Below are 21,313 nucleotides of genomic sequence, written 5' to 3'. Positions count from 1 at the left end.
GATACATTATCTGAGTCTGATCATGTTAGAAGAGCGCAAGCCTCGAGGAGGTAGGCAGGGGTCGGGTTGGGAGAGTACCCCCTGTCTTGTAATATGTGATTATTTTCACGATACTTCTGGTCGTGAAAATTTTGTCTCGCCTTCTTCATCCCGATGAACCCGCCTGGCCTTACACTGAGGCTGCACCATCGCGCTTAGAGTAAAGGCAAAGTTGTAAAGTCAAAGTTGGAGGAAAGTTCATGAAGGCGATCCCGACTGTAGCCCAAAAATCCTTGCTCACCGCCCTCCTGCTCACCCTGCTCAGCGCCTGCACCGTCTACTACGGGTCACCGCTCGAGCCCGCGACCCGCGCCGTCATCACCCGCTTCGTCCCGGACCGCGGCGAGGGGGCGGTCTACCGCCGCGGCCAGGCGATCAGCTTCACGCTGAGCAGCCAGCGAGACGGCTACCTGAGCCTGCTGGTCATCGACCCGGACGGCAGCCGCTACGCCATCGCCAGGAACCTGCCGGTGCGGGCGGGAAGCAACAGGCTGAGCGGCCCGACCCGCACCACGCGCTTCGCGGTGGTGCCGCCGGCGGGACCGCACTGGGTCCGCGCCTACTTCAGCGACCTGCCGCTGCCTGGGCACGGCGCCGGCTTCGGCTTCGACGTCGAGCGGGACCTGGCTCGCTACGCCTTCGCCGGCGCCGAGACGTCCTTCGTCTTGAGCCTGCGCTAGGGTCGTCCGTGCCGGGCGAGAGAGCGTCGAGGGCAATGATAAGGGCAATGCCGAATTGTCCTTATCATGGACCGCCCGCTACTCCCCCACCGACGCCTCTGCCACACCAGAACCCAGCGGGTTTACGCTACACTGAAACCAAGACACTAAAAAAGGAGGTTGGAACTCTTGGCAGGTCACAACAAATGGTCTCAGATCAAACGCAAAAAAGCGGTCAACGACAACAGGCGCGGAGCGATCATCAGCAAGCACATTCGCGCCGTCCAGGCCGCGGTCCGCACCGGCGGCAGCGGCGACCCGCAGGCCAACCTGGCGCTCAAGAACGCGCTCGCCGCGGCGAAGTCCGATACCGTCCCGCAGGATAACATCGACCGCGCCGTCGAGCGCGCCGCGGGCGGCGGCGAGGGCGGCGGCTTCGAGGAGGTCGTCTACGAGGGTTATGCACCCGGCGGCACCGCGCTCCTGATCGAGGCGCTGACCGACAACCGCAACCGCACCGTGGCCGATGTGCGCCACGTCCTCAGCAAGCACGGCGGCAACCTGTCGGGCTCCGTCGCCTGGCAGTTCGACCCCAAGGGCGTCATTGTGGTGGGAGACGCCAGCGAGCGCGTTCAGGAACTCGCCATCGAACTGGGCGCCGACGATCTCGAGATCGAGGAGGACACGCTGACCATCTACACCGAGCCGAGCCGGCTCTACGCGGTCGCCGAGGGCGTCTTGGCGGCCGGCCTCGAGCCCGAGGTCACCCAGCTCACCAAGAGGCCGCAAAACCCGGTCGAACCCTCGAGCGAGGACGCCGCCAAAGTCCTGCGCCTGCTCGAGGCCTTGGAAGACTTGGAGGACGTGCAGAACGTCTACACCACCGCGAACCTCGAGCAGGCAGCGGAACCGGCCTGAGCGGGCCGCCTGCTCGCGCCGCCGCCCCGGACGCAAGCGCACCAAGGCTCATGCTGCTGATCGTCATCGTGATCATCGGCATCCTGGCTGCGCTTTTCCTGCCGAACCTGCTCCAGGCCCGCGCCAGAGCGAATGATTCCGCGGCTCAGGCTCTCGCCCCTAACATGGCTACCGCTGCGGCCGCAGTGCAGCTAAAGCTGCCCTAAGGTGTTAGGACTGGTCTTTGGTAGCCGCCCAGAGCCCGCTCAAGAAGGTGAGCAACAGCAAGAGCTACATCATCACGCCACGGCCGCGCGACCACCTGCACCCCGATAGGTAAGCCCTCGGGCGATGTACCTCCTCGCACCACGGCACAGGGGTAGCCCGTCAAGCTGTAAGGCAGCGTGTAAGGGATACCACCTTCGGGCTCGCCGTGGCGAACAGCAGGTTGCTCAGCGACAGGCGTCAGAACGACGTCATAGCGCGCCATGAAGCGGATGAGGCAGCGCCGGAACCGGTCCCACTGGAAAAGGTGCTGCTCGACCTCCTCGTTGGACAGTGTCACCTCACCGTCAGGAGCCCACTTCTCCCAAGATTCCGATTCGGGGCGCTGCCAATAGGCGCGAGTAATCGCGTATGCCTCTTCGACTCTCTCAGGTAGCGCCTCTTCGGTTTCAAGGCCGAGGTTGGTCAGTGCTTGCGCTGCTCTCCTTACCGTCTCATCCGTCTCCAGCGTTGGCTTGGCGTGCTCGTGGCTCGTATAAAAGGCCACGCGCAGACGCTTCAAGTCAACTTCCCGCCAGTCACTGAGAGGCATAGGAATGACGCTGGCATCTTGCCAATCCATCCCACCCATAATGGGCAGAACGAGCGCTAGGTCTTCCACATAGCGCGCCATCGGTCCTATCGCTGTACGGGGATCACTCAAGGGGTTGATCCGCGGAAAGTGCCCCGTCAGAGGAATCCTACCAGTGCTAGGCTTAAGCCCCGCAATGCCACAGTTATGGGCAGGCTGGCGAATGCTCCCTCCTGAGTCACTCCCCAAACCCAACGGTGAACCTCCCGCCGCGATAATAGCGGCCTCACCACTGCTGCTATCCGCTGGCGTGTACTCGAGATTGTAGGGATTGTTGGTGCGCCCATAGACGGGATTGTTTACGACGTTGGTCTTGCCGAGAAAGATGCCGCCTGCCTGACGCAATCGCGACACGACTGTAGCATCATGCTTAGAGACATACTGCCTATGCCTCTCTTCGCCCGCCGTGCATACCACTCCCCTCGTCTCAATCCAGTCCTTGACGGTGAAGGGAAGACCATGCAGGGGACCGGTGAGGTCTCCCCTAGCGAGTACTTCATCAGCTTGCTTCGCCTCGTGTAGGGCGGTATCCGCCGCAAGTTGAACCACGGCATTGAGGCTAGGGTTCACCGCCTCAATCCGCTCCAGGTGAGCTTCGACAACCTCAACTGAGGAGAGTTCCCTAGAGCGGATAACTTCAGCGAGTGAGGTCGCGGGAGCAAACGTAAGATCTTGCCCAAGACGCACACGCAGATTATTGCACGTTCAACAGCTCATCCTAGCCAACAGCATTAACATTTGCATTACCCACGCCAAAAAGAGTAAGCCCGGCAAATGCCAGGCTTCGTGTTTGTGTCTCTCACAGCTTTTTGTTTGGTAGGCGCGGGCAGGATTGAACTGCCGACCTCTACAGTGTCAATGTAGCGCTCTCCCACTGAGCTACGCGCCTGTGCAGCTTATTTCCGCCTCGACTGCTCGAGCGGTGGTGGAGGCGCCGGCCGGACTCGAACCGGCGATGGAGGTTTTGCAGACCTCTGCCTTACCGCTTGGCTACGGCGCCGCTTATCATTCATGCTAAGCGCTCTCGGCGAAGCGTCAGTGAGAATAGCACGTGTCTTGAAGAGCTGTCAACGCCCCGTGACGCCAAGCAGCAATTGGAAGTGGACGTTTCATGAGAGACCAACCTCCACTCCCCTTGCTGTTCTTCAGACACACTGCCCACCACGGATTTCCTAAAGATGAGGCCGCTCGAAGCAGGCGCGATCACAGCGCGTGCTAGACGAGGCGCTGATGGCTCCAAAGAGAGGCGAACATCACATCATGTACTATATTTCACGATACCCCCTGCTCGTGAATGTTTTATTTCACCTTGTCGTTACCTCTGTTCCTACCACTCCCACAGATCTTTTGGGTGGCTCACAAAACTCGCCCACAAGAGGAGGGCGCTCAGCTGGGGGAGGATCACCTGGGCTTGCCCTTGTACCGCCACTTTTGTATACTGCTCCTTGCTGCCCCCTGGGGCAGGGAACGGGGCGTGGCGCAGTCTGGTAGCGCACCTGCTTTGGGAGCAGGGGGTCGTTGGTTCGAATCCAGCCGCCCCGACCATCAGCTGGAGGTGTCATGTAAGGCATAGCCGATACCTTTAGTGTACGCGGGAGTAACTCAGTTGGTAGAGTGACAGCCTTCCAAGCTGTATGTCGCGAGTTCGAATCTCGTCTCCCGCTCCACTTTGGAGATAAGCATCCCTCGGATGAGAGAGGCTTGCCTCCAATGCAAGCGCTTGTAGCTCAGTTGGATAGAGCAGTCGCCTTCTAAGCGATAGGTCGAGGGTTCGAGTCCTTCCAAGCGCGCCAGTTTAACGACGCCACCGCGCGATTGGTGGTAGAATCAGACGTGTATGGTGGGCGTAGCTCAGCAGGTTAGAGCATCGGATTGTGGTTCCGAGGGTCGAGGGTTCAAATCCCTTCGTCCACCCCAACAAAACCTTACGGGTATCGTCTATAATCCATAGATGATACCTTTAAGTATGCGAGGATGGCGGAACTGGTAGACGCGCCAGACTTAGGATCTGGTCCCTTCGGGGGTGTGGGTTCAAGTCCCATTCCTCGCACCATTCCCTCCCCGGCCATACCCGGGGAGCTCCTTTTGAGGCGAGCCCTGCGCGCGGCGAGCCTGCCGGGTTAGACTGGGCTGTTTTCGCCGGCGCCCGGCAGATTGCCTGGAGCGTCCTGGGCAGGTTTCACGGTTATAACAGATCACAATGGAGAGAACGCAATGGAAAGAAATGTGCAGGCAAAAATCATCGAGCGAGAGGCGGTAAGCGCGCGGATCGAGGTGCAGGTACCGGCGGATGAGGTCCAAAAGGCCTACGCGGGCATCTACCGCTCGCTGGCCCAACAGGTGAGGGTGGACGGCTTTAGGCCGGGCAAGGCGCCCAGGCGCGTGCTCGAGGCTAGAATCGGCAAGGAGAGCATCGACGAGGAGGTACGCGAAGCGCTCATCAAGCACTTCTACCCACCGGCGGCTCACGACTTGGGCCTTAACCCGGTTCACGCCACCGTGGACGCGGGCCAGCCCGTCGAGGGCGAGGCCTTTACCTTCCTGGTGGCCTTGGAGCTCTATCCGGAGGTCGCGCTCGCCGACATGGACGAGATCGTCATCGACACCGAGGTGCCGGCCCTCAGCGACGCGCAGCTTAGCGAGACGATCGAGGCGATCCGCCGCGACCGGGCGACGCTGGTTCCCGTAGACCGCCCGGTAGAGCCAGGCGACTACCTGAGCGTCGAGTCGCTCAGCGAGGGCGGCGAGTCGAGCGGCAACACCATGCCGCTCGACCTGGAAAATATCGACGACGACCTGGCCGAAGGCTTTATCGGCAAGGAGATCGGTGACCTGGTCGAGCTCAAGATCCCGCACAACCACCCCTTGGGGGAAGGCGACCCCGAGGAGCACGTGACGGTCCTCAAGGTGAGGGTCCTCGACGTCAAGGGCAAGGAGAAGCCGGAAGTGGACGACGACCTCGCCAAGACGCTCGGCTTCGCGAGCTGGCAAGAGGCTGAGACGAACATCCGCAAGAACCTGCAAGACAGGCTGGACGCCCAGGGCTTTGAGGAGCAGCAGGAAGAATTCGTCGGCAAGCTCGTCGAGACGAGCGAGGTGGCGTTGCCAAAGAGCCTGGTGAGCAGGCAGCAAGACGCTCTGCGAGCCCGCTTCGACGAGGATCTGAAGCGGCGCGGCGCCAGCCTGGAGACGTATCTGGACAGCCTCGAAGCGGAGCAACAACAGGCTCTCGAGGCCGAGCTTCTGGAGAACGCGAAGAGGCAGGTCAAGCGCGACCTCGTTTTGGAAAGGCTGCTCGAGACGCGCAAGCCCGCGCTGAGCGAGGCGGACTTCAGGCGCGCGCTCGAGGCCCTGGCCGAGAGCCGCCGGGTCAACCTCGTTCAGCTTCGCAAGGAACTCGGCGAAGCGGGCCTGAGCAACTACCGCTACCTGCTCATGCGCGAAAGTGCCGTCAGGGACGCGGTCAAGGCGCGCCTGCAGGGCACCGCCGCCACCGAGCCGCTCGAGGAAGAGGGCGGCGCAACGCCGGCGAACGAGGCGTGAAGAGGTGGGACGTTTGGCTTCGGGAAAACCCAGGCCATGCTAGAGTGACGCGAGGGCGAGCACATCATCGGGAGGGTCGATGCCTTTAGTTCCGTACGTGATTGAACAAACGAGCCGCGGCGAGCGCGTCTACGACGTGTACAGCCGCCTCTTGAAGGAACGCATTATCTTTCTGGGCTCGCCCATCGACTCCGAAGTCGCCAACGTCATCGTGGCGCAGTTGCTCCTGCTCGACTCGCAGTCGCACGAGCGCGAGATCCAGATCTTTATCAACAGCCCCGGCGGTCAGGTGGACGCCGGGCTGGCCATCTACGACACCATGCGCTTCGTGCAGGCGCCGGTGCGCACCATCTGCGTGGGCTTGGCGGCCTCGATGGGCGCGCTCTTGCTCATGGCCGGGACGCACGGCCAGCGCTCGGCCCTGCCGCACTCGAGGGTGATGATCCACCAGCCGCTGCTCTACGGCGGCGGCCTCTCGGGCCAGGTGAGCGACATCGAGATCGAAGCGCGCGAGCTGCTGCGCAACAAGCAAACCTTGAACCGCATCATGGCCCACCACTCGGGCAAGCCGATGGAACAGATCGCCAAGGACTCCGACCGCAACTACTGGATGACCGCCGACGAGGCCAAGGACTACGGTCTGATCGATCAGGTCATCTTGCCGCACGACGGTTTCGAGGCGCCGAACGAAAAGGCGCTAGAGTGATGGCGCAGGCGCGCTGTAACTTCTGCGGGCGCTCGCACGCCGAGGTCCGGCATCTGGTGGCGGCCGAGAACGGCATGGCGCACATTTGCGGCGACTGCATCGTGCGCATCTCCGAGGTGCTGTCCAAGGCGACCATCCGCGACTCGGGCCTCTCGCGCGTGCCCAGCCCGCGCGAGATCAAGATGCAACTCGATGGCTACGTCATCGAGCAGGACGAGGCGAAAAAGACCCTGGCGGTGGCGGTCTACAACCACTACCGCCGCCTGCAACACCCCAAGGCCGAGCTGCAAAAGGCCAACATCCTGATGCTGGGGCCGACCGGCACCGGCAAGACGCTCCTCGCCGAGACCTTGGCGCGGACCCTGCAGGTGCCCTTCGCCATCGCCGACGCCACCACCCTGACCGAAGCCGGTTACGTGGGCGACGACGTCGAAAACATCATCGTGCGGCTTCTGCAAGTGGCCGACTACGACGTCGAAGCGGCCGAGCGCGGCATCATCTACATCGACGAGATCGACAAGATCGCGCGCAAGTCCGAGGGCGCCAGCATCACCCGCGACGTCTCGGGCGAGGGCGTGCAGCAGGCGCTTCTTAAGATCATCGAGGGCACCGTGACGCAAGTGCCCCCCCAGGGCGGCCGCAAGCACCCCCATCAGGAGCTCATCGCCGTCGATACCCGCAACATCCTGTTTATCTGCGGGGGCGCCTTTGAGGGCGTCGATACAATCGTCGGCAACCGCACCGACACCGCTCGAGTGGGTTTCGACGCGGCCAGACCGCCCGCGGCGGAAGCGCCGCGGGTGCTGCCCGAGGACCTGGTCAAGTTCGGCCTGATTCCCGAACTCATCGGCCGCCTGACGGTCAGCGTCCAGCTCAAGGAGCTCAGCCAGGAGGCGCTCGTGCGCGTCCTGACGCAGCCCAAGAACGCGCTGCTCAAGCAGTACCGCGCGCTCTTCGACTTAGAGGGCACCGAACTCCTCTTCACCGAGGCGGCGCTCGAGGAGGTCGCCGCTCGCGCGCTCACCCAGGGCACCGGCGCCCGCGGCCTGCGCTCGGTGCTGGAAAAGTCGCTGCTCGAGCTGATGTACGAGGTGCCCGACAGCGGCATCACCGGCCTGGTCATCGACGTCGACAGCCTGGACCGGCCCGACCTGGTCCTGCGGGAGGCGCAGCGGCGCAAGACGGCCTGAAACTCTGCCCAGGCGCTCGGCCTTGACAAGGCCGAGCGACAGTGCCACGTCCATCGCGATTCTCCCGTGTTGACTTCCTGCCGGAGACACTTTTCTGAGCTCTCCCCTCACCAGTTCATGGCGAAAGCCGTCGTCCGGCAGGCTGAAGAGGTCGTCGGCTGTTACCATGGCTTCCCTGGTGGTCATCGGACAACCTCCGTCGTGAGGGGGCTCGGCTCGCCCTCAGACCGCCAGGGGACGGCTGGCGGCGATAGCCACCTCGAGGCGCCCTGCGGCGTCGTCAAGCGTCGAGCAGTCGAGGCCGCGGCCCAGACTGAAGCGGACGCTCGCCTTGGCTCGGTCGCGCGGCAGGCCCATCGCCAGGAGCACGTGGCTGGGCTCTACGGTCCCTGCCGCGCAGGCCGAGCCGGCGCTGGCGTAGACGCCCAGGCGGTCCAAATTCATGAGCAGCGCCTCACCGTCCGCGCCCGCTATACTCACGCTGACGTGCTTGGGGCAGCGGGGCGCGTCAGAGGCGTTGACCGTCACGCCCGGCAACGAGCGAAGCCGGTCCTCGAAGTGGCGCTGCAAGGCGGCGAGCTCGGTGTAGTCCGCTTCGCACGCCGCCGCGGCGCGCTGCGCCGCGCGGCCCATGCCGACGACGGCCGGGGTATTGAGCGTGCCCGCGCGCAGGCCGCGCTCCTGCTCGCCGCCGGTGAGCAAGGGCGGGAGCGTAAGGCCGCGCCTGATATAGAGCACCCCCACGCCCTTGGGACCGTAGACCTTGTGGCCCGACAGGGTCAGCAGGTCGGCGCCGAGTCGCTTTACATCGACAGCCAGAAGGCCAAAGGCCTGGACCGCGTCGCAAAGAAGCAGAGCGCCGGCCCCGTGAGCGATTTCGGCCATCCGGGCGACGTCGGTGACGACGCCGGTCTCGTTGTTGACGTACATCAGCGCTATCAGCGCGGTGTCCTCGCGCAGCACCTCCCGGAGGCTCTCCGGGCTGATCTCGCCCTTGTCGTTCGGCGACAGGTAGGTGACGGGATGCCCGTCACCCTCGAGCGCCCGGACGGTCGTTAACACCGCCGAGTGCTCGAGCAGGCTGGTGACGATGTGGCCGCCGGGGTTAAGACGCGTCGCCGCGCGCAGGGCGTGGTTGTCGGCCTCGGTCGCGCCCGAGGTAAACAGAATCTCGCGCGGCGACGCGCCGATGGCCGCCGCCACCCTCTCACGGGCTTCCTCTACGGCGCGCCGCGCGCGGCGGCCGGGCGCGTGCAGGCTCGAGGGGTTGGCGAAGTGCTCCTCCAAGAAGGGCCGCATCGCGGCGAAGACCTCGGGGTCCAAGGGCGTCGTCGCCGCGTAGTCGAGGTAGATGGGGGAGCTGCCCACGGCGAGCGTCTCAGACCTGGTGCCGCGAGAAGGCGGCGGGCAGCGGCTCGAGCTGCAAGAGGCGCCGCTCCTTGACCAGGTCGGCCAGGGTGGTGTCGGCCAGAACGCCTCGCACCGCCAGATCCACCCGCCGCCATAGCCCCTCGGTCGAGCACCGGCCGGTGTGGTCGCAGCTAGCGGCGTCGTCGATGCAGGCTACCGGCGCGACGCTGCCCTCCATCAGCTCGACGACCTCCAAGGCGGCGATCTCGTTCATCGGCCGGGCCAGACGGTAGCCGCCCTGGGCGCCCCGCACCGAATCGACGAGGCCATGCCGGCGCAGGACGGCGACGATCTGCTCCAAGTAGTGCTGGCTGATGCCCTGCCGCTCCGAGACGCTCTTCAAGCTGACCAGCTCGTCACCCGAGAGGGCGATCTCGACGAGCGCGCGCATGCCGTACTGTGACCGGGTCGATACCCACATAGCGTCTCCCTCACCCGTTCAATTCCGGGTCATGTATAGGGATTATAAAAGTTTCAGGCGGCAAGGTCAACGCGGGCTGGACGGTATAAGAGTTCTCAGCCCTGCGCCAGCGTGGACAGGAACTCGGCATTGCTCTTGGTACGGTTGAGCCGCGACAGCAGCATGTCCATCGCCTCGGCCGGGTCCATGTCGGAAATGACCTTGCGCAAGAGCCACATCTTGGCGAGGATCTCCTCGCCGAGCAGGAGTTCCTCGCGGCGCGTGCCTGACTTCAAGATGTCGATGGCCGGGAAGATGCGGCGCTCCTCGAGCCGGCGCGACAGGTGCAGCTCCATGTTGCCGGTGCCCTTGAACTCCTCGAAGATTACGTCGTCCATGCGCGAGCCCGTCTCGACCAGCGCGGTCGCCAAGATGGTCAAGGAGCCGCCGCCGCGGATGTTGCGGGCCGCACCCAAAAAGCGCTTGGGCCAGTGGAGCGCCGAAGAGTCGAGACCGCCCGAGAGCGTGCGCCCCGTGGGCGGGGTAACCAGGTTGTTGGCCCTAGCCAAACGGGTGATCGAGTCGAGCAGGATCATCACGTGGCCGCCGTCCTCGACGATGCGGCGCGAACGCTCGTGGACGAACTCGGCGACGCGGATGTGGTTGGCGGGCGGCTCGTCAAAGGTGCTGGCCACCACCTCGACGCCCGAGACCGACTCGCGGAAGTCGGTGACCTCCTCGGGCCGCTCGTCGACCAGCAGAACGAAGACCTTGACGTCGGGCTCATTGGTGACGACCGAATAGGCCACTTTTTTGAGCAGCGTCGTCTTGCCGGCCTTGGGCGGCGCCACGATGAGCCCGCGCTGGCCGCGCCCGATGGGCGCCAAGAGGTCGATCACGCGCGCGGCCACGTCATTTTGCGCGGTCTCGAGCGTGAAGCGGCGGTCGGGAAACTGGGGGGTGAGGTCGTCGAAGCGGGGCCGGCGCGCCGCCTGGTAGGGATCGACGTCGTTGACGGCCTCGACCCGGATCAGGGTGCCGTAGCGCTCGTTGTCGCGGGGCCGGCGCGCCTTGCCGAGGATGTAGTCGCCGGTGCGGAGCCGAAACTGCTTGATGAGGCCCGCCGAGACGATCACCGAGCGGGTCTCGGTCTGGAGCAGCGACTCCTGCAAAAAGCCGTAGCCGTCCGAGCTTATCTCCAGGTAGCCCGTGACCAGTTTGAGCCCTTCGGCTTCAGCGCCGCGCTCCAAGATCGCCAGGGCGAGCTGGTTCTTGCTCATCTGACGGTAGTCGTCCAAGCCGACCTCCTTGGCGAGCAGGTGAAGCTCGGGCAGGATCTTGGCCTGAAGTTCGCGATAGTTGGGACCGACCTTGCGCGGCCCGCGGTTGCGGCCCCCAGGCTGGCCGCCGCCAGTCTGGCCACCGCCGGCCTGGCCACCCTTGCCACGGCCGGGCTGGTTGCGGGAGCCGTCATCGCCGGCTCCGTCCGGCTTGCCCCTGGGCGCGGGCTCGCCGCCGAGAGCTTCTATCCCGGGCGGCCCCCCGTCCGGCAGGCGAGGCAAGGCGATGTCCGCCTCGGCGCCAGCGCTCACCGTCTCGGCAAGCTCTGGCGCGTCCTGGGGCGGATCGTCCTGGCTTACGGCGTCGGCGACAGGGGTTTTCTTCCGGCCGCTGCCCTTGGGACGGCCGCGGCGCTTCGGCGGCGCCGGTTCCAGCGCTTCACTCGGCTCGAGACCGGCTTCGCTCGCCTGGACGGGTCTGTCCATCACCTCGACCGCGTCCGCGTCCACCTTTTTTCTCGGCCTCGGGCTCATCCTACTCTCTCCATCTGCTCTTTGGCCTCCTCTTTGACCTTGTCATGGTCTTTCAAAAAGCTCTCGAGCCCGGCGTCGGTGAGCGGGTGCTTGACCATGCTCTTGAGCACCTTGGCGGGCATGGTGGCGATGTCCGCGCCGGCCAGCGCGGCCCGGGTGACGTGGCCGCCATGGCGGATGCTGGCCGCTAAGATCTTGGTCTCATAATCGTGGATCCCGAACACGTCGGCGATCTCGCCGATCAGCTCCATGCCGTCCTGGTTGATGTCGTCCAAGCGGCCGACAAAGGGGCTGACGCACCAAGCGCCCGCGTGCGCGGCCAAGATGGCCTGGTTGGTGCTGAAGCAGAGCGTCACGTTGACCTTGACGCCGTCGCCCGCAAGCGCGCGGCAGGCGGTGAGCCCGGCGGGGATGAGCGGCACCTTGACGACGACGTTGTCGGCGATGCGGGCGAGTTCGCGGCCTTCTTTGATCATCTCCTGAGCGTCTACGGAGACGACCTCGGCCGATACCGGGCCGGGGACGAGCTCGCTGATCTCGGCGATCACCTCCTCGATGTTGCGCCCCGCGCGCGCGATCAGGCTGGGGTTGGTGGTGACGCCGCCCAGGACGCCCCAGGCGGCAAGCTCGCGTATTTCGCTGATGTCGGCGGTGTCTAGATATAGATCCATGTCTGTAGCTCCTAAACTGTTGTACTCTAAACCCTTGTGCTCTAAACCCATGGTCGAGGCCGGTAGCCTTCGTTCGTTGACGGCTTGATGGTTGTCATTTTGTCATTATGGTTGTCATTGCCTCGCTCGTCGCCCTATTCTTTAACCGTATCCTTTAAGCGTATCCTTGAAGCGTATCCTTGCATAGTGATCCAGATTGGTCGACTGTACATTGATTCGGCATAAGCTCCACGGGCCAAGCATTCTGTTCGAAGGTTCCGACTCTCGCGCAGCGGTCTGGGCGCGGCTCAGCGCGCCTCTGCCGAAATCCACCACTTGTCTCAATACTTCTCAATCAGTCTTAACACGATCAGTATACAGCTTGGCTTGTGCGTGGTGGGTTTTCGTCAGCTTGACTTTGGGCGAAACCGACTGCTAATGTCTAGTATATGCAGGTTTTGCCCGGCTTGTAAAGGCGCCCTGCAGCCAAAGGCGACGACGGGAACGAGTAGCCGCGCGCAAGGTGAGCAGCGAGCCGACGACGGTGCGAGGTCGGCGACGAGCCGCAGCGAAAATCCTCCCCGAGCCGCGCGGTGAACGGCCCCTGGTTCCGGGCCCAGTAGCCGGCGCCGCGCGCCGCGCGTCATAGCGGCCTACTCTCCCCGCCCGGGGGCAGTGATGGAGGTCGGCTCCGCAAGGGGTCGGTGAAATTGGGTGGTACCACGCGACAGCGTCCCAATGCGATGAGGCATGTGGGGCGTTTTTCGATGGTTTTTCGGTGGTTCGTGGTCTTCGCGGAGGTGACCATGCTGGATAAAGGGCTGGATAAAGACAAGGCGGCAAAAACCGCAGCGATGTTCGACGAGGTCAAGGCGGCGGTGAGCTTTCCCGAGCTCGAGGCCGGGGTCATCCGGTTCTGGCGCGACAACGACATCTTTCGCAAGTCGCTCGCCAAGGAAGCGACGGCGGGCGACTACATCTTCTACGAAGGACCGCCCACGGCCAACGGCAGGCCGGGCGTCCACCACGTGATTTCTCGCGCCTTTAAGGACCTCTTTCCAAGGTATAAGACGATGCGGGGCTATAGGGTCGGGCGCAAGGGCGGCTGGGACACGCACGGCCTGCCGGTCGAAATCGAAGTCGAGAAGAAGCTCGGCTTTAAGGGCAAAGGAGACATCGAGGCCTACGGCATCGCCGAGTTTAATAAGCTCGCCAAGGCCTCGGCCTTTGAGTACATCCAGGAGTGGAACCAGATGACCGAGCGCATCGGCTTCTGGCTCGACTTAGAGAAACCTTATATCACCTATGAAAACGGCTACATCGAGTCCTGCTGGTGGGTGATGAAGTCGCTTTACGACCGGGACCTCCTCTTTGAGGACTACAAGGTGACCATGCACTGCCCGCGCTGCAACACCAGCCTGGCCGACCACGAGGTCTCGCAGGGTTACCAGGACGACGTCAGCGACCCCTCGGTCTGGCCCAAGTTCTCGGCGCGGCGCGAGAGCCTGCTCGAGAAAGGGCTGGTGGAGGGGGGCGAGACGCGGCCTGTCTACGTGCTCGCCTGGACGACGACACCCTGGACGCTCCCCGCCAACACCGCCCTGGCCGTCAAGGGTGACGCCGACTACAGCCTGGTAGAGGCCCCGAGGAGCCACGGCAAAGAGGAGAAGGACCTGTATATCCTCGCCTCCGACCTCGCCGAGAACGTCTTCGCTGAGGACGGCTACGCGGTGCTCAAGACGTTTAAGGGAGCAGACTTGATCGGCCTGAGCTACGATCCGGTCTTGGCGGGCCGCGTTCCCGCCAGCGAGGACCTGAACACGGGCTTTCGGGTTATCGCCGACGACTTCGTCAGCTTGGGCGACGGCACCGGCGTGGTGCACATCGCGCCCGCCTACGGCGACCTGGAGGTCGGCCGCGCCCACGGCCTGCCCACGCTCTTTTCCGTGGACCTGACGGGCAGGGTCTACGCCGAGGTGAAGGTGCCTGGCGATACCTCCGAGAGCGGCCCCTACAGCGGCGTCTTCTTTAAAGAAGCCGACGGAGCCATCGCCAGGGACCTCATGGCCAGAGGCCTCCTCTACCGCGAGAGCAGGATAAAGCACACTTACCCCTTCTGCTGGCGCTGCGGCACGCCGCTGCTCTTTTACGCCAAGAGCGCCTGGTACATCCGCACCACCGCCGTCAAGGACAAGCTCCTAGCAAACAACCAGGCCGTCCACTGGTATCCCGAGCACGTCAGGGACGGCCGCTTCGGACGCTGGCTCGAGAACAACGTGGACTGGTCCTTGTCGCGCGAGCGCTACTGGGGTGCGCCGCTGCCCATCTGGGTGAGCGAGGACGGCCAGGAGCGGATCTGCGTGGGCAGCGTGAAGGAGCTTTCGGAACTCAGCGGCCAGGACCTCTCGGCACTCGAGCTGCACCGGCCTTACGTCGACGAGGTCACCTTCGAGCGGGGCGGCAAAAGGTTCAGGCGTCTGCCCTACACCGTCGACGTGTGGTTCGAGTCGGGGGCCATGCCCTACGCGCAGTGGCACTACCCCTTTGAAAACGAGGCCGCCCTGGCGAAGAACTTCCCCGCCGACTTCATCTGCGAGGCCGTCGACCAGACGCGCGGCTGGTTCTACTCCTTGCACGCGCTGGCCACGCTGCTTACCGATAGCGGCGATAACGCGGGTGCGCGCCAGCCGGGGGTCTTGGCCGAAAGGGGCGTCGCCGCGGACAGCCCGGCCTTTAAAAACGTGATCGTGCTCGGCCATATCACCGACGAAAAGGGCGAGAAGATGAGCAAGTCCAAGGGCAACACCGTCGACCCCTGGACGGTCCTGGACGCCCAGGGCGCCGACGCGCTCAGGTGGTACCTCTACGCCTCGAGCCCGCCCGGCGCCACCAAGCGCTTTTCGCAGGGCCTCGTCGACGAGACCCTGCGCGACTTCTTCCTGACGCTGTGGAACTCCTACGCCTTCTTCGTGCTCTACGCCAACCTGGACAGGCCTGAGCTGAGGCGTGGCGTTGCGGTCGCCGAGCGGCCCGAGATTGATCGCTGGTTGGCGGCCAAACTCAGCAACTTGATCATGACGGTCACCGCCAGCCTGGATGGCTACGACCCCACCAGCGCCAGCCGGAGCGTGCGCGACTTCGTGGTGGAGGACCTGTCGAACTGGTACGTGAGGCGCAACCGCCGCCGCTTCTGGAAGTCAGAGAGCGACAGCGACAAGCTCGCCGCCTACACCACCCTCTACGAGGCGCTGGTGACAGTCGCCAAACTCATCGCGCCGATGGCACCCTTCGTCGCCGAGGTCCTCTACCGCAACCTGGTAGTGAGGATCGACCCGGACGCGCCCGAGTCGGTACACCTGGCAAGCTGGCCCGCGGCGGACCCGGCGCTCGTCGATGAAAACCTGCTGCGCGACATGAACGCCTTGCAGAGGGTGGTCGAACTGGGCCGCGGCGCGCGGGCGGCGGCGAGCATGAAGACGCGTCAGCCGCTCCCCGAAGTGCTGGTGCGGGTGCGCTCGGCGGACGAGCTGGAGGGCTTGAAGCGGCTCGAGGACCAGCTCAAGGAGGAGCTCAACGTCAAGAGGGTCAGCTATCTAGACGTCACGGCGGACTTCGTCGACTACAGCGTCAAGCCGAACCTGCCACTCGTGGGCAAGCGCCTCGGCAGGCTCATCCCCGAGCTCAAGCGAGCGCTCGCCGAGGTCGACGGCAGAGAGATCGCCCGCAACATCCGCAGCGGTAGGGAGACGGTGCTTACTCTCGGCGGCGAGCCCTATACCTTCGAGCCGGAGGCCTTTCTGATCGACGCCAAGAGCCCGGAGGGCTATGCGGCCTTGGAGGAGCGCGGCTACTTGGCGGCCTTGAGTACCCAACTCAGCCCGGAACTCGTGCAGGAGGGGCTGGCGCGCGACGTGATCCGCCTGGTGCAGAACGCCCGCAAGAACGCTTCGCTCGAGGTCTCCGACACCATTCACCTGGGGCTGGAAACGTCGGGGGAGCTTTTGGAGGCGCTAAGGGCGCACCTGAGCACTGTCAAGAACGAGGTGCTGGCCGAGGAGGTCGGCTTTGACGGGCTCGAGGACGCGCTCCATGAGGAGCGGGCGGAGCTCGAGGGGACGGCCATCACCATCAGCCTCAAAAAGGCGCCAGGAAGCGCGGCGGCCTCGGCTTGACCGCCGTAGCGGGCGCTCCGAACCTCACGGGCCGCCCTCGCTGCTCGTGAGGGCGGCCCCTCAGCGACGCGGTGCGGAGTTTGGTTTAGCTCACGTATAGATTCCACTTTTGGAGCTCAGGTTAGAATGACGCCAAGGGAGCGCATATCCCTAAATCATCTGTTCTCAAGGAGGCAGCTATGAAAGTCGGCATCAACGGGTTTGGCCGCATCGGCCGTCAGGTCTTTCGCATCCTGCACGAGCGTGGCATCCATGTCGCCGCCATCAACGACCTCACCGACATCGCGACCAACGCCCACCTGCTCAAGTACGACTCGAGCTACGGCAAGTTCAAGGGCGAGATCGAAGCGGGCGAAGACGCCCTCATCGTCGACGGCAAGCGCGTTTCCGTCCTCAGCGAAAAGGATCCCGCCGCGCTGCCTTGGGGCGACCTCGGCGTGGACGTGGTCATCGAGTCCACCGGCATCTTCACCAAGCGCGAGGGCGCCGCCAAGCACCTGACGGCCGGCGCCAAGAAGGTGGTCATCTCCGCGCCGTCGGGAGACCCCGACTTCGACATCATGCTGGGCGTCAACGAGGAGCAGTACGACGCCGCAAGGCACGACGTGCTCTCCAACGCCTCATGCACGACCAACTCGCTGGCCGCGGTGATGAAGGTTTTGGACGAGACCTTTGGCGTCGAGCAGTCGATGATGACCACCATCCACTCCTACACCAACGACCAGCGCATTTTAGACCTCGTCCATAGCGACCTGAGAAGGGCGCGGGCGGCGGCGGTCAACATCATCCCCACCACCACGGGCGCGGCCAAGGCCGTAGGCCGGGTCCTGCCGCAGTTCAAGGACAACTTCGACGGCGTCGCCGTGCGCGTGCCCACGCCGACGGGCTCGCTTTCGGACATCACCGCCATCTTAAGGCGCGAGGTCAGCGCCGAAGAGGTCAACGCCGCGCTCAGGGAGGCGGCCGACGGCCCCCTCCGGGGCATCGTCGAGTACAGCGACGAGGAGCTGGTGTCTTCCGACATCGTCGGCAACCCGCACTCGGCCATCATCGACTCGCTGATGACCAAAGCGATGGGCAAGATGGTCAAGATCTTCTCCTGGTACGACAACGAGTGGGGCTACGCCAACAGGCTGGCCGACGTGGTCGAACTGGTCGGCAAGAAGCTCTAAGAGACACGAAAGCGCTCTAAAGACATATGCTCGACGCAGTCATCTTCGAGCCTCTGCTTTCCGTGCTATATTGACAACGCTGGCGAGATTGGGTCGGCGGGATTGGGCTGGCGGGATCGGCATGAGCACCGGCAGATCACGGCGCAGTTTGCGGCGGCGCGTCGCGGAGCGCCTCACGCGGTGTGATTGGTCTGAGTTTCTGGCTTTGGCGGAGGCATATGGCTTCGAGCTGAAGATCGGCAAGGGTAGTCGCCGTAAACTGATTCACGACAGTGGCGTCGTCGTGAGCGTGCATGAGCCGCATCCTCGGAAGCGGCCCGTCCACCCCGAAGCCGCAAAGGCACTGTTGCGCGCGACCGCCGACCTGGAGGAAAATCATGAAGATCAACCTTGAGGTCACCTACCATCCTGAATACGAGGGGAAATTCGAACCCTACCTCGCCCGGGTGCTCGACTATCCTGAGCTTCAGGGATACGGGATGAGCCCCGAGGAGGCAATTGGCGACGCCCTGGCTTTTCTCGAGGAGCATTTAGGGCGCAAACTCCAAGTGCTAAGGGAGGACGTTCAGCTCGAGCTTGCGGGATAACCAGCACTCGAGTCCAGCTAGGGCTCGAGGCCTCTCGCCAAAAGCTGGTTGCCCATGGTCCGAACCGCACGCTGCTAGGAGCTGCGGTAGCAACCACGGGCGGTTTTAAGGAACACTAACCGCTGTAGCCAGTAGTACCCGCACTAGTCCTTGGTCCTTGGCTAAGGACCAAGGACTAGTGGCCCTACACTAAGGAGCTGTGATGAGCCTGCGAACCCTCGACAGTCTGGAGTTTAGCGGCAAACGCGCCCTGGTGCGCGTGGACTTCAACGTTCCCCTGGGGGACGGTGCGGTCGCCGACGACAGCCGCATCCGGGCGGCCTTGCCGACGATAGCGAGGCTGCTCGAGCGGGGCGCCACCGTCGTGTTGATGAGCCACTTGGGCCGGCCCAAAGGGCCCGAGGACAAGTACCGCTTGGGACCCGTAGCCGAGCGCCTGAGCCAACTCTTGAACCGCGAGGTCCGCTACCAGGCCGGCGACGGCCCCGCCAGCCGGGAGGCGGGAAAGTTCGTCGAGGAGGCACCCCGGGGCAGCGTGACCCTGCTGGAAAACCTCCGCTTCGACCCGCGCGAGACCAACAACGACCCCGAACTGTGCCGCATCCTGGCGGGTTACGCCGCTGTCTACGTAAACGACGCCTTTGGCGCCGCGCACCGGGCGCACGCCAGCACCGAAGGGATAGCCCAGTTCCTGCCCAGCGCGGCGGGGCTCTTGCTCGAGCGCGAGCTCGCGGTTCTGGGCAGGCTGCTAAAGAACCCCGACAAGCCCTTCAAGGTGATCCTGGGTGGCGCCAAGGTCTCGGACAAGATCGGCGTGATAGAGAACCTGCTGGCGGTGGTCGACGAGATCCTGATCGGCGGGGCGATGGCCTACACCTTCTTCAAAGCCCAGGGCTTTGAAGTCGGCAGGTCGCTGGTCGAGGACGACAAGCTGGAGCTGGCTCGAGACCTGCTCGAGCAGGCTGACAGCAGGGGCGTGGTGATGCGCCTGCCTGAGGACTCGGTCTGCGCGGCGGAGATCGGCGCAGGGGTCGAGACCAGCGTTCATCCTTCGGATGCCATTCCCGCAGCGCTCATGGGCCTCGACGCCGGGCCGGAGGCGGTCAGGGGCTACCAGGACGCCCTCAAAGACGCCAGGACGGTCTTCTGGAACGGACCCCTGGGCGTTTTCGAAGTGCCGCCCTTCGACCGGGGAACGCGCGCCATCGCCGAGACCGTCGCCTCGCTGGCGGCTTACAAGGTGGTGGGCGGCGGCGACTCGGTGGCGGCGGTCAACGCCGTGGGCGTACAGGACAGGATCGACCACATCTCGACGGGCGGCGGCGCCTCGCTCGAGTTCTTGGAGGGCAAGACGCTGCCCGGCGTCGCCGCCCTCTCACGCTAAGCCGGAAGGCAGCGTTCAAACCCAACACCTCCCAGTCGGCGAGCGTGTTAGCCCTTGTCTCGCAGCGCCTCCTGCAAGGCCGGCACCACCGCGTTCACGTCGCCGACCACGCTGTAGTCGGCCACTTTGAAGATGGGCGCGTCGGCGTCCTTGTTGACGGCGACGACGACCTTGGAGCGGTTCATGCCCGAGAGGTGCTGCACCGCGCCGGAGACGCCGAGCGCGATGTAGAGCGTGGGCGCGACGGTCTTGCCGGTCTGGCCGACCTGCTCGGCGTAGGGCCGCCAGCCCGCATCGACCACCGCGCGGGTGGCGCCGATGCCGGCCGAGAGCGCATCGGCCAGGGGCTCGACGAGCGTGTCGAAGGCCTCGGGAGAACCCAGGCCGCGCCCACCGGTGATAACCACATCGGCCTCCTCGAGCGCCACCCGGCCGGTGCTCGCCGCCTTCTTCTCGCCCACCTTGACGCGAGTGTCGCTGTCGGCAAGCTGCACCCTTACCTCTTGGACCGTGCCGCCCGCGCCCGCCGCGGCCGGCGGGTAGACGTTGGGGGTGACGCTCACGACGACGGGGAGGCCCTCCGCCTCGACCGTCTCGGTGACGCGGGCGAGATAGCTGAAGCGCCTGCCGCTCAGCTTGCCCCCTTCCGCGGCGACCCTGCTGACGTTCTCGAGCAGCGGCGCGCCCAAGCGCAAGGCCAGGCGCGGCCCAAAGGAGAGGCCCGCTCTCGAGGCGCTCACCAGAACGACCTGCGCGCCCTTCTCCCTGGCGACCTCGGCGACCACCGTCGTCCAGGCCTCGGCGCGAAAGTCCTCGAGCGCCCCGTCCTGCGCGAGATAGACCGTGTCCACCACGCCGCCGAGCTCTCCCGCGAGAGCCTGCGCGTCCGCGCCGATGACCAGACCGGCAGCCTCCATGCCCATGCTCCCGGAGAGCTCCTTGGCGACGGTGGCCAGTTCAAAGGCGCTCTTCTTGAGCTTGCCGTTCGCGTGTTCTGCAACGAATAGAATCATGATGCCCTTTCTTTACCGGCGATCAACCTTTAGCCCTCTCCTCGGCGGAAGGGCCAGAGCCAAAGGCTGATCGCCAAAAGCTAAATGACCTTCGCCTCGTCGCGCAGGAGCCGGGCGAGCTCGGCTCCTGCTTCGGCCGGGTCGCCCGTCAGGACCTTGTTGAGGCGGTTTCGCGTCTGGACCTCCTCCTTGAGGATATGGGTCTTGGCTGTGGCGCCGCCCAGCTCGTCCAGGCCCAGCTTCTTCATCTCCTTGCGCTTGGCCTTCATGATGTTGGGCAGGGTCGGGTAGCGCGGGTCGTTCAAGCCCTGCTGGGTGGTGACCACCGCGGGCAGGGGCAGGCTGAGCGTCTCCGAACCCTCATCGGAGTCGTGGACGACCTCGAGGGCGCCGCCGGTAAGCTCGAGCCGCGTCGTCCAGTCGCTGTGCGGCCAGCCCAGGGCCTCGGCTACCGCCGGCCCCAGGGCCGAGGAGTCCCAGTCGGCCTGCTTGCCGCCCACGAAGACGAGGTCGGCCCCCTCCTCGGCGATGACCTTGGCGAGCGCCTCGGCCTGGGCGATGGGGTCGATGACCGCGTCGGTCTCTACGTGCACGGCGCGGTCGGCGCCCATCGCCAGGGCGGTGCGGATCGACTCCTCGAAGCGCTTGGGGCCGAGCGCCAGGACGACGATCTCGGCGTCCTCTCCGCCCTCGCGGAGGCGCAGGGCCTCCTCGACGCCGTACTCGTCCATGCCGTCGATGACGAAGCTGACCCCGTCCAGATCGACGCCGTCCGCGGAGGCGCGGATGCGCGCCTCGGCGTCGGGAACTTGTTTGATGAT

At 64.7% G+C, this 21,313-nt stretch carries 17 protein-coding genes, 7 tRNA genes and 1 pseudogene; 16 read left to right on the top strand and 9 right to left on the bottom strand.

The window, feature by feature from the left end:
- Positions 1 to 239 precede the first annotated feature (239 nt).
- The 3 genes and pseudogenes from M3498_16170 (at position 240) to M3498_16160 (ending at position 1,792) form a co-directional block, all read left to right on the top strand.
- Positions 240 to 719 (top strand): DUF4384 domain-containing protein, encoded by a 480-nt coding sequence (locus tag M3498_16170; GenBank protein ID MDQ3460808.1) that lies wholly within the window; start codon positions 240 to 242, stop codon positions 717 to 719.
- Between the two features lie 168 nt (positions 720 to 887).
- Complete coding sequence (locus M3498_16165) at positions 888 to 1,616, top strand: YebC/PmpR family DNA-binding transcriptional regulator (GenBank protein MDQ3460807.1); 729 nt, start codon at positions 888 to 890, stop codon at positions 1,614 to 1,616.
- A gap of 50 nt (positions 1,617 to 1,666) precedes the next feature.
- Positions 1,667 to 1,792 (top strand): annotated as a pseudogene (locus M3498_16160) (type II secretion system protein).
- A 26-nt stretch (positions 1,793 to 1,818) separates the two neighbouring features.
- On the opposite strand, the gene M3498_16155 reads toward M3498_16160, so the two are convergent.
- From M3498_16155 to M3498_16145, 3 genes are all read right to left on the bottom strand, one after another.
- Positions 1,819 to 3,000, bottom strand: coding sequence for an amidase (locus tag M3498_16155; protein MDQ3460806.1), 1,182 nt, complete (start codon positions 2,998 to 3,000; stop codon positions 1,819 to 1,821).
- A gap of 265 nt (positions 3,001 to 3,265) precedes the next feature.
- Positions 3,266 to 3,340 (bottom strand) — tRNA-Val (locus tag M3498_16150).
- Positions 3,341 to 3,377: 37 nt separating this feature from the next.
- Positions 3,378 to 3,451, bottom strand: a tRNA-Cys gene (locus M3498_16145).
- Between the two features lie 468 nt (positions 3,452 to 3,919).
- On the opposite strand from M3498_16145, the gene M3498_16140 reads away from it, so the two are divergent.
- The 8 genes from M3498_16140 (at position 3,920) to clpX (ending at position 7,890) form a co-directional block, all read left to right on the top strand.
- Positions 3,920 to 3,996: transfer RNA gene (locus M3498_16140), tRNA-Pro, on the top strand.
- A 46-nt stretch (positions 3,997 to 4,042) separates the two neighbouring features.
- A tRNA-Gly gene (locus M3498_16135) sits at positions 4,043 to 4,118 on the top strand.
- A 49-nt stretch (positions 4,119 to 4,167) separates the two neighbouring features.
- Positions 4,168 to 4,244 (top strand) — tRNA-Arg (locus tag M3498_16130).
- A 47-nt stretch (positions 4,245 to 4,291) separates the two neighbouring features.
- Positions 4,292 to 4,368, top strand: a tRNA-His gene (locus M3498_16125).
- A gap of 51 nt (positions 4,369 to 4,419) precedes the next feature.
- Positions 4,420 to 4,504, top strand: a tRNA-Leu gene (locus tag M3498_16120).
- Positions 4,505 to 4,665: 161 nt separating this feature from the next.
- Complete coding sequence (gene tig / locus M3498_16115; GenBank protein ID MDQ3460805.1) at positions 4,666 to 5,994, top strand: trigger factor; 1,329 nt, start codon at positions 4,666 to 4,668, stop codon at positions 5,992 to 5,994.
- A 79-nt stretch (positions 5,995 to 6,073) separates the two neighbouring features.
- Positions 6,074 to 6,700: an ATP-dependent Clp protease proteolytic subunit gene (locus M3498_16110; GenBank protein MDQ3460804.1), complete on the top strand. Its 627-nt coding sequence runs from the start codon at positions 6,074 to 6,076 to the stop codon at positions 6,698 to 6,700.
- Positions 6,700 to 7,890 (top strand): ATP-dependent Clp protease ATP-binding subunit ClpX, encoded by a 1,191-nt coding sequence (clpX, locus tag M3498_16105; GenBank protein MDQ3460803.1) that lies wholly within the window; start codon positions 6,700 to 6,702, stop codon positions 7,888 to 7,890. The genes M3498_16110 and clpX overlap by 1 nt, the downstream gene beginning before the upstream one ends.
- 222 nt (positions 7,891 to 8,112) lie before the next feature.
- On the opposite strand, the gene M3498_16100 is transcribed toward clpX, so the two are convergent.
- The 4 genes from M3498_16100 to fsa form a co-directional block, all read right to left on the bottom strand.
- Positions 8,113 to 9,258, bottom strand: a complete 1,146-nt coding sequence (locus M3498_16100; GenBank protein MDQ3460802.1) for a cysteine desulfurase — start codon at positions 9,256 to 9,258, stop codon at positions 8,113 to 8,115.
- Positions 9,259 to 9,268: 10 nt separating this feature from the next.
- Positions 9,269 to 9,721: an Rrf2 family transcriptional regulator gene (locus M3498_16095; protein ID MDQ3460801.1), complete on the bottom strand. Its 453-nt coding sequence runs from the start codon at positions 9,719 to 9,721 to the stop codon at positions 9,269 to 9,271.
- A gap of 95 nt (positions 9,722 to 9,816) precedes the next feature.
- Positions 9,817 to 11,037: a transcription termination factor Rho gene (gene rho, locus M3498_16090; GenBank protein MDQ3460800.1), complete on the bottom strand. Its 1,221-nt coding sequence runs from the start codon at positions 11,035 to 11,037 to the stop codon at positions 9,817 to 9,819.
- Between the two features lie 473 nt (positions 11,038 to 11,510).
- Positions 11,511 to 12,185 (bottom strand): fructose-6-phosphate aldolase, encoded by a 675-nt coding sequence (gene fsa, locus M3498_16085; protein MDQ3460799.1) that lies wholly within the window; start codon positions 12,183 to 12,185, stop codon positions 11,511 to 11,513.
- A gap of 746 nt (positions 12,186 to 12,931) precedes the next feature.
- Between fsa and ileS the strand changes: the two genes are divergently transcribed.
- The 5 genes from ileS to M3498_16060 all read left to right on the top strand — a co-directional run bounded on the left by ileS (position 12,932) and on the right by M3498_16060 (position 19,479).
- Complete coding sequence (ileS, locus tag M3498_16080) at positions 12,932 to 16,336, top strand: isoleucine--tRNA ligase (GenBank protein MDQ3460798.1); 3,405 nt, start codon at positions 12,932 to 12,934, stop codon at positions 16,334 to 16,336.
- Between the two features lie 179 nt (positions 16,337 to 16,515).
- Positions 16,516 to 17,508, top strand: coding sequence for a type I glyceraldehyde-3-phosphate dehydrogenase (gene gap / locus M3498_16075; GenBank protein MDQ3460797.1), 993 nt, complete (start codon positions 16,516 to 16,518; stop codon positions 17,506 to 17,508).
- 121 nt (positions 17,509 to 17,629) lie between these two features.
- A complete protein-coding gene (locus tag M3498_16070) occupies positions 17,630 to 17,902 on the top strand; it encodes a type II toxin-antitoxin system HicA family toxin (GenBank protein ID MDQ3460796.1) in 273 nt (90 codons plus the stop codon).
- Positions 17,886 to 18,095: a hypothetical protein gene (locus M3498_16065; protein ID MDQ3460795.1), complete on the top strand. Its 210-nt coding sequence runs from the start codon at positions 17,886 to 17,888 to the stop codon at positions 18,093 to 18,095. Before M3498_16070 ends, M3498_16065 begins: the two co-directional genes overlap by 17 nt.
- A 202-nt stretch (positions 18,096 to 18,297) precedes the next feature.
- A complete protein-coding gene (locus M3498_16060) occupies positions 18,298 to 19,479 on the top strand; it encodes a phosphoglycerate kinase (protein MDQ3460794.1) in 1,182 nt (393 codons plus the stop codon).
- 47 nt (positions 19,480 to 19,526) lie between these two features.
- Here M3498_16060 and M3498_16055 read toward each other — a convergent pair whose 3' ends face one another.
- Positions 19,527 to 20,492, bottom strand: a complete 966-nt coding sequence (locus M3498_16055; protein ID MDQ3460793.1) for an electron transfer flavoprotein subunit alpha/FixB family protein — start codon at positions 20,490 to 20,492, stop codon at positions 19,527 to 19,529.
- A gap of 80 nt (positions 20,493 to 20,572) precedes the next feature.
- On the bottom strand, positions 20,573 to 21,313 hold a 741-nt coding region (locus tag M3498_16050), incomplete at its 5' end, for an electron transfer flavoprotein subunit beta/FixA family protein (GenBank protein MDQ3460792.1).

This window comes from Deinococcota bacterium, assembly GCA_030858465.1.
Classification (GTDB): domain Bacteria; phylum Deinococcota; class Deinococci; order Deinococcales; family Trueperaceae; genus JALZLY01.
Note: the sequence above shows the minus strand (reverse complement) of the source record. Positions and strands in the feature narration are given on the sequence as shown.